Raw genomic sequence first — 268 nt, forward strand, 5'->3', positions numbered from 1 at the left:
GTTACATTTATAAAACCGGAGACCATGGCATCTTAAATGAGGAAGGTTATATAGACTTTTTGGGCAGAAAAGACAGTCAAGTAAAGATCAGGGGGTATAGAGTAGAATTAGGTGAAATTGAAAACTGTCTAATTACACACAAGGATGTAATAAAGACGGTTGTGATGGATTTTAAGAATGAACAAGGCATGAAAAATATTTATGCGTTTGTCATTTCACGAAATAATTTTAATGCAAGCGAGCTAAAACTTTATTTGCAAAACATGCT

Annotated in this window: 1 protein-coding gene; it reads left to right on the plus strand. The window is 33.2% G+C overall.

Annotation, left to right across the window (positions count from 1 at the left end):
- The coding region (locus SB679_RS24500; protein ID WP_410704873.1) for a hypothetical protein at window positions 1-268 on the plus strand (268 nt) is incomplete at both ends.

The sequence above is a fragment of the Chryseobacterium sp. SIMBA_029 genome (assembly GCF_046535275.1).
Classification (GTDB): domain Bacteria; phylum Bacteroidota; class Bacteroidia; order Flavobacteriales; family Weeksellaceae; genus Chryseobacterium.